Genomic DNA, 7,568 nt, shown 5'->3' with positions numbered 1-7,568 from the left:
CAGTTCCGGGTCCAGGTTCAAGCCCTTGCCCGGTTCAATCGTCACTTCTTCCTTGCGTTTGCGTGGCATAACGTGGCTCCTTGGCCATCAGTTTATGCCTCACACACAAACATTCGGATAGGCTCTGAGAAAGTCGATGACCCTCTCAATGCTCGGCCGGGCCGCTGCGTGCGCCAGCCGCAGGCGCTGACGCTCGCTGGTGATCATCTGCACGAGTTGTCGCCGACGCAATACCAGCGCCTGCAAGCGCTGCAACTCGGCATCGGCCAGCGGCTTGACGGAGCGTTCTCGCTCAGGGTGCTGGTGCAGCACGCGGGCAAAGGCAGCCAGCATTTTGGTGTCGAGTGCATCGGTCTTGGCCAGCGCCCCCATCGCACGGGCAAAGTCCCGCGCCATGCGCGGGTTGACCACGGCCACCGCCAAGCCACGGGCCTGCAGGGCGCAAGCGGCCTCGAACTCGTAGCCGCCGGTCGCCTCCAGCACGATCAGCGCCGGCCGAAGCTCGCCCAGCGAGTTGCCCAATTGCTCGATATCCGCGGCATCGTTGGCCACTTGCCACGTCGTCGTCTGGCTGCTCACGGCTATTTCCAGCGTCTGGCTCGATACGTCGATGCCTACGAAAACAGTGTCGGACACGTCCCTTCGCTCCCATCCTTGTCTATGCGAACTCGAGATTCCTACAACCGTTCGGGCTGCAAGAAAGGACGGTCCGACTCAGGCGCCCAGTGCTCAGAAACGGGCTTCAACCATCAACCCAGAGGGCGCTCGGGCTACCTGAGCCGGTCCGAGGCTTAAAGATACAAGGGTGCGAAGCAGTAGCGGGCCATGAGACTGACTCCCCAGCCAACGCCCCCCCCAGTTTCTCGGGCGGTATCGAGCACCGGAAGTCCGACTTTCGACGCCGAGTAAAGGAAGTGCCTAAGATTCGGTGAGGTGAACGCCCGCGCGGTGTTGCGCACAACACAAATTTCATGTCATGATTTGTAAGCGCATCGTCTCCAAGGAACGACATGGAAAATCAACATTCAGAAAACGACCGCGGGATTCGCCGGCTCTCCCGGCGGCCTATTTGGGTAGTTGTAGCAACGGTGCTCACGTTGCACCCTGTGAACCTGCCGCCGGTGAAGCTCGACATTCACCTGACGGTCGACAGTCGCCCGCAGGCAGAGGGGCGCAGTTCTGAAAAAGGAGAGGAGCAGAAATAATGGACAAGACCAGCCCCTTTCGAGAGCTAGTCTCGACCTTAAGCAATCGTGGCGTACCAGACGCATATCGCGCGGCGCTTTCCCTGCTGGCCGAAATACAAGGCAAGGGATCACCGCGGTCGAGTCAATTGTCTTTGTCTGAGCCATTGCTGGACTCGGCATTCGAAGCCACGAAGGCTCATCTTGTGGAGGTTCTTGATTGGATTTCACTTTCTGACACGGCCAGACGGCGGGGGGAAGCGATGCTTACGCCTGACATCGCACAGCTTTTGGTTGACCTCGTGATTGAAGGTGGGTATTCGCGTGCAATCGTCCTGCAGGACCCACTTTGTCTTGTGGCGTCGAGGTTATCTAACTCAGGCGTCTGCGTGGAACAGTACAGCTCTGACCTGGAGGTTCCGAAGCTGTGTGCCGCAATTGCGAACATGCCTGCATGGACTGTCGTCGAAGGCGGTGTCTATGGGAGCGGCCCAAAATCGAATCAAGGCTCTGGCACGAGAACGGATGAGTGTCTGCCATGTGCAAGTACATTGACAACGGAACGTGATAACGGCGTCCTAATTGCCGCTCTTCCGCTCATACCGGGCGTTTCCGGCGGAGTGCGTGCAAAACAGCTGCCGTATGCAGCTAGTGAAGACCTGCATGCTGTCATGTTGCGGTACGGTGCAGCCGTCGCGCGACTTATAGTGCTTGTTCCGAGTTCTATGCTTTATCGAACTGGGAAGGCTGCTGAATTTAGACGGGACCTTCTGTCCTCGGGACTCGTCGAGGCAGTCCTCGAGCTTCCTAACGGTACAACGCCACTTGCGACGCACCAGTACTCCGCGCTAGTGCTTCGCCCATCTCCGAATCGCGCTACGGAAGAATCTGTGTTCGTGATGAACTTGCCCGAGCGCGCGTCTCCAGCTACCCGCGGTCGGGGACGGCGAGTGGAGGTGGAATCTAGTCGCGTACTCGCGGCAAAGATAATTGATCGACGTACCGATCGCATCGAGAACGGCCGCTTATTTACGTACAGACAGATACAGGAGGCGGGCTCTCTTTTGCCCCGGATGTTGCTTGGAGGCACCTGGATTGACACACACAAGGCTGGAAGTCAAGTGGCGCTGCGCGATCTCGTGCACATTGTTCGTCCGACTGCGTTGCCCGAAGGAGCGCGCAGACCACGCGCTGCAGTGACGACCGAGAGCATCATCCATGCGTTCCCCTACATCCGTTATATCGAAACAAGGGTCGGTGCGAATGATGAGAGCGAGCACGGTAAGGCGCATGAAACCACTGCGGACCTTGAGGCTGGAGACATCGTTATCGTCGTAAAGGGCACGGTCGGCGCGGTGGGGCTAGTCGAGCAGCCAACGAACGGGTTGATACTTCTGCCAAATTCCTGCCTGGTGCTACGTGCAAAATACGCGCCGGAGGCGAAGGCACTTTACCTTTACCTCAAGAGCCCGACGGGAATAGAACGACTGCGGAAAATTGTTACTGGCAGTACGGTACGTAACATCCGAATAGGCGATCTCGGCGGTCTCAGTGTGCCAAGCCTTTCTCACCGTGCCTATGAGGTAGCGGAAAACGCACTGAAAGCCATCAACGAAAAGACGATCGGAATTCAACGACTGGAAGAGGAGCGAGCTCAACTATTGGCTAATTCTCTGGAGGAATTTTCAAAAATAGGCGATTAAATTAGTTTTATATGCATTAACCTGTATTAACCCAAACTCGATCTTGTCGTCTGTGCCCTTATCGTCCACAACGACAAGGTCGATGCTGAGACAAAGCGGATCATTCCGTTGGCGGCTCTATTGCCCCGCTTAACACGGCCCCCAATTCGGGCTTGGCGCACGGCAGCAGGAGCTTGTATCTGTGCTCCTACTGCCGCTCGAAGTCCGCTCAGCGCAAACCAAAATCTCGCCATCACGGCAGCAAAGGCATTCCCAGCTCCGCAAGGAATTCGTTGTGCCGCTCGGTGGCAATCTTGATCCTCTTATCCAGTGAAACCAGTTCGGCATGCACCGCGGCGAGGTCAATATCCTCCTCGACCACTGCTGTGCTCACATAGCGCGAGATATTCAGATTGAAATCGTTCTTCTTCTCGATTTCCTCCATGCCCACTCGCCGCGAGTAGCGTGCATCCTCCTTTCTGAACCGGTATGTGTCGATAATCTTGTCGATGTGCTCGGGTAACAGCCGGTTCTGCCGCTTGCCCTTCTCGAAGTGTTCGGCGGCGTTGATAAACAGCACGTCATCCGGCTTCTTACACTTCTTCAGCACCAGAATGCACACCGGGATACCGGTGGAGAAAAACAAATTGGGTGGCAGCCCGATCACCGTGTCGATATGGCCGTCCTTGAGCAGCTTGGTACGAATGCGCGCCTCTGCGCCACCACGGAACAACACACCGTGCGGCAGGATGATGGCCATCACGCCGTCTTCCTTCAAGAAGTGGACGCCGTGTAGCAAAAAGGCAAAGTCCGCGGCCGATTTCGGCGCCAGGCCGTGGTTCTTGAAACGCACGTCCTCACTCAGCGCTTCAGTCGGCTCCCAACGATAGCTGAACGGCGGATTGGCGACCACGGCGTCGAACTTCGGCATCTTAGCCGGGTTAGTCTCGCGCAGCATGTCCCACTCGTTGAGCAAAGTGTCGCCGTGGAAGATATCGAACTCGGAATCCTTCACCCCGTGCAGCAGCATGTTCATGCGCGCGAGGTTGTAGGTGGTGATGTTCTTCTCCTGCCCGTAAATCTTGCCGATACCGTGCGGCCCCATACGGTGGCGCACATTGAGCAACAACGACCCCGAGCCGCAAGCGAAGTCCAGCACACTGTCCATATGTTTGCGCTGACCGGTGGCCGGCTCCTGCCCGTCCAGCGTGACGATGGCCGAGAGGATGCTGGAAATGGGCTGTGGCGTATAGAACTCACCGGCTTTCTTGCCGGAGCCAGCAGCAAACTGGCCGATCAGGTATTCGTATGCATCGCCCAGTGCATCACTGTCGGTGGAAAATTGCGTCAACCCCTTGGCAATTTCACTGATGATCTTGCACAGACGCGCATTGCGCTCACCGTAATTCTTCCCGAGCTTGTCCGAGGCGAGATTGATCTCGGAGAACAATCCCCGGAAGGTGCTGGCGAAAGACTCCGTTTCGATGTGTTCAAAGCCCTCTTGAAGCGTGTTCAGCAGGTACTTGTTCTGCTCGCGCGCCATCTTCGCGATGTTGTCCCACAGGTATTGCGGCTCGATCACATAATGTACCTTGCGACGCATCTGTTTTTCGAACTCGGGCACATCCTCTAGATTGCCCTCATACCAAAGCTGCAACGGCGTGGAAACCGCGCTGTCGAGCTGGGTGGGGTAGTCCGGTCCTAACTCCTTCTTTGCTGCGGCCTCGTAATTGTCCGACAGGTAGCGCAGGAACAGAAAGGCCAGCATGTAATCACGGAAGTCGTCCGCGTTCATCGCGCCGCGCAGTTGATCGGCGATGGCCCAGAGGGTCTTGCCCAGTTTCTGTCTTTCGAATTCGGTCATGGCGTGTCTGCTGCCTCAGCCAGCTGAGGGGAATAATTCCGGATTGAAAGGATAGCGGTTCAGGAAGTCATGCAGGATCTTCCTGAAGTAAGTTTTGTTCTCATCCAGCATCTGCTGGGGCTCGTAGAGCGAATAATTGCCGTGGCTCAGGATGTTGATCAGGCGTGCATGCAAGATGCCATCCGGATCGTCGTCTTCCTGCTTAATGCAAGCCGAGAAGTTTTTGTGCCCGTGAAAGCTCGCCGTCTTCTCCAGGATCGTGCGCAGCATGTTGAAATGGTGGGTGAACAACCGGTCTTCCTGCGCGGCCTGATATAGCTCAGCCAAGGCGGCGACGTGGTGAAAGAAAGGAGTATCCCCCGTTTCCTCCCGCGAGACGTAACCTCCACCGGTTGAGTTCTTGTTAATGAAATATCGTTTAGCGTTCTTCAATTCATTGCACAGCACATTGAAGAAGAGCGTGTGGTGTGTCGAAAGTACGGTCTTGAGCTTGCTGTCGGGCCTCTTGAGCAGCTGAGCCAGGTGGTTGGCCACAGCAATTGCGTTGTGTTCATCCAGCGACGAAATCGGATCGTCGATATAAAGGTACTTGACCCATCGGTAAGCCTCGATCTCCGGGTCCATAGCCAGCTCGACAACGGCAAGGAAAAAGCACCAGACAAAGATATTTTCTTCGCCGCGCGACACTTTGATGTTATCTATGACTTGTCTACCCACAGCGCGAGAGAAGCGCACTGCCCATTCCTCTGTGTCAATGCGGAAATCGAAATCAGCATAACGTTGCAGCAGTGGGCGGATACGGTTATCCATCTCCAGCTCGGCCAGGCCGGCAAAGAAGCGTGAATTGGCGTTGAGGGTGAGCCGGCGGTCACTGTCGCCATCCAAGTCGTTGTCCCAATGGAACAGATCTTCCGTGAAGGCGTTGAAGTAGAGTGTGTCGCGCACCGCATCGCTACCTCCATCCTCTGGCTGGCTCTGCTTACCAATGTCCTTGAACGCCATGGACAGCCGCGTCTTGCCGGTGCCGTTGTAGGCATAAAGCAGGATGTATTTTTTGTTCTCCAGTTCGTTCCGCAATTGGGCCGCCAGCGCAGGCAGGTCGGCAAAGGACTCGCCCGGCCTCATGCCCGCACCTCGTCCAATACCGGCAATAATTTCTGCATCAAGCCTTTCTTTTGAAATTTAATTGTATCGAGTTTTTTGCTTTCGACTGTGATCAAATCATCCAATGAAGAAAGACAATCAGCGATACGCTTTTGCTCTTCAGGTAACGGCACTAGAATATGAAACGGAATAATATGCTTGTTATTAATCTGGGGAATTGTTGAACTGTCGGCAATTTGGGAAAGCCCAATTTGCGAAAGATAGTAAAATAGAAAATCCGCGCGACACACTTCCCGTGGCGTTAGCGCCATCATATTTGTGTCCATGAGCAACTCTCGATCGCTTAATCTTATTTTATTAAGCGCGATCGCTGCACCCCGCTTTGGGAATATAACGGAGTCACGTGGAACCAGCCCGTCAGTGTCGTCGCTGTATTCTCTTGCAGCTGCTTGGTACTTGTCACAGTTGTTCAGATCTTCAACTTTCACGAAGGGGTACATACCATCCCATCCCAATTGATACTGTGAGGGACTTTTCCCACTAATGATTTCAACCAAGTTGCCCAACGTGTTCTCCTCCCAATCCTCCGCATCCCGAAACTCGGGAAAGCGCAGGCGAGGGACGGTTTCGCCCTCGATGGGAAAAAGCTGCTGCATCAGTGCCTTCTTGTAGGCCCTGAGGGTATCCAGCTTTTGGTTTTCCGCCGCAAGCAATTCGCCGAGAAAAGACAGGCAGTCGGCGATTTTTTGTTGTTCCGCCTGAGACGGAACAGGCAAAATCAGCTCCGAGAATTGCTTATAGCTGACCATTTTCCCGTCGCGCAGCCCCTCAAGATTCTTATTCAGTTGAATAATGAATCGATCCGTCTTGAGAAATTGCCTGAAGTAATCCGCTGAGTGCCCATGCTTAAGCCTTAGGATCACATAGGCCGGACTACAAATCCCCTGATATTTGGAATACTCAATCCCACCCTGAAATGAGCGCAAGCTGATGATGAAATCACCAACTTCCACAACTTTGTAGCCTTCAATACTCTTATCAGCTACGGATACGTGGTAATCGATCAGATTGCGTGGGATCGCCCCATGCTCTTGAGTTATGGCAAGGACAGGGAGATCGGAATTGTGATCCTTGTTGCTGATTTGATCGAAGACCTTATCGCCAAATTCACTTCCCCATCCCCCTGCATCCCGAAACTCGGGAAAGCGCAATCGTGGCGTCAGCACCCTCTTCTGGTTGCTCTCTTTATTCATCGCACCCGTGTCCTTATTACTCATACGCACTCAACCCCGAAATCTCACGTCCTTGGGCGAGTTTGTGCAGCAGTGGCGTCAGATCCTCCACCAGTGCCAGTTCTTTTTGCGTGCGCGCCTTCCAGCCTAGGCCCAGCGGAACCATCAACTCACTCAATGCTTCGCCGTCGAAGATGTGGCGGCGAAGCACTTCGTCCACAAAGGCCTGCAGCGCATCAGTGGCCAGCCCATGCTTGATGGCGATATCGGTGAGCTCGCGGGTCTTCTTCTCGGCCTTGAAGTGCTCGTAACCGGCGCGGATCTGCTTTTCACCCAGCGCCTCGCCCACCGGAAGACCACGGATGTATTCGGCAATGTGACCTGCTCCCCGCGTTTAGTACGGTGACGGTGTAGAGTCCGTTCCAGAGAGGAACGGCAATGAAAAAGCGATTCACCGAAGAACAGATCATCGGCATCTTGAAGGAAGCCGAGGCTGGCTTGA

At 55.0% G+C, this 7,568-nt stretch carries 5 protein-coding genes and 2 pseudogenes; 2 read left to right on the top strand and 5 right to left on the bottom strand.

What is annotated here, in order from left to right; genetic code table 11:
• Positions 1–123: 123 nt before the first annotated feature.
• Positions 124–636 (bottom strand): annotated as a pseudogene (locus HWY45_RS35990) (IS110 family transposase); the annotation flags it as partial.
• A 374-nt stretch (positions 637–1,010) separates the two neighbouring features.
• On the opposite strand from HWY45_RS35990, the gene HWY45_RS35985 reads away from it, so the two are divergent.
• Complete coding sequence (locus tag HWY45_RS35985; protein ID WP_150999440.1) at positions 1,011–1,205, top strand: hypothetical protein; 195 nt, start codon at positions 1,011–1,013, stop codon at positions 1,203–1,205.
• Entirely contained in the window at positions 1,205–2,887 is a 1,683-nt protein-coding gene (locus tag HWY45_RS35980) for a type I restriction-modification system subunit M/S (protein ID WP_150999438.1), read from the top strand. The genes HWY45_RS35985 and HWY45_RS35980 overlap by 1 nt, the downstream gene beginning before the upstream one ends.
• A gap of 232 nt (positions 2,888–3,119) precedes the next feature.
• On the opposite strand, the gene HWY45_RS35975 is transcribed toward HWY45_RS35980, so the two are convergent.
• The 4 genes and pseudogenes from HWY45_RS35975 to HWY45_RS35960 all read right to left on the bottom strand — a co-directional run.
• Positions 3,120–4,730, bottom strand: a complete 1,611-nt coding sequence (locus HWY45_RS35975; RefSeq protein WP_059884031.1) for a type I restriction-modification system subunit M — start codon at positions 4,728–4,730, stop codon at positions 3,120–3,122.
• Between the two features lie 15 nt (positions 4,731–4,745).
• On the bottom strand, positions 4,746–5,855 hold the full coding sequence (locus HWY45_RS35970) for an AAA family ATPase (protein ID WP_059884030.1): 1,110 nt from the start codon (positions 5,853–5,855) through the stop codon (positions 4,746–4,748).
• Entirely contained in the window at positions 5,852–7,087 is a 1,236-nt protein-coding gene (locus HWY45_RS35965; protein WP_059884032.1) for a restriction endonuclease subunit S, read from the bottom strand. Before HWY45_RS35965 ends, HWY45_RS35970 begins: the two co-directional genes overlap by 4 nt.
• A gap of 16 nt (positions 7,088–7,103) precedes the next feature.
• Positions 7,104–7,442: pseudogene (locus tag HWY45_RS35960) on the bottom strand (type I restriction endonuclease subunit R, EcoR124 family); the annotation flags it as partial.
• Between the last annotated feature and the right edge of the window lie 126 nt (positions 7,443–7,568).

This window comes from Burkholderia stagnalis, assembly GCF_902830275.1.
GTDB lineage: Bacteria > Pseudomonadota > Gammaproteobacteria > Burkholderiales > Burkholderiaceae > Burkholderia > Burkholderia stagnalis.
The sequence above is the reverse complement of the archived record's forward strand: the minus strand, read 5'-3'. Positions and strand labels throughout refer to the sequence as shown.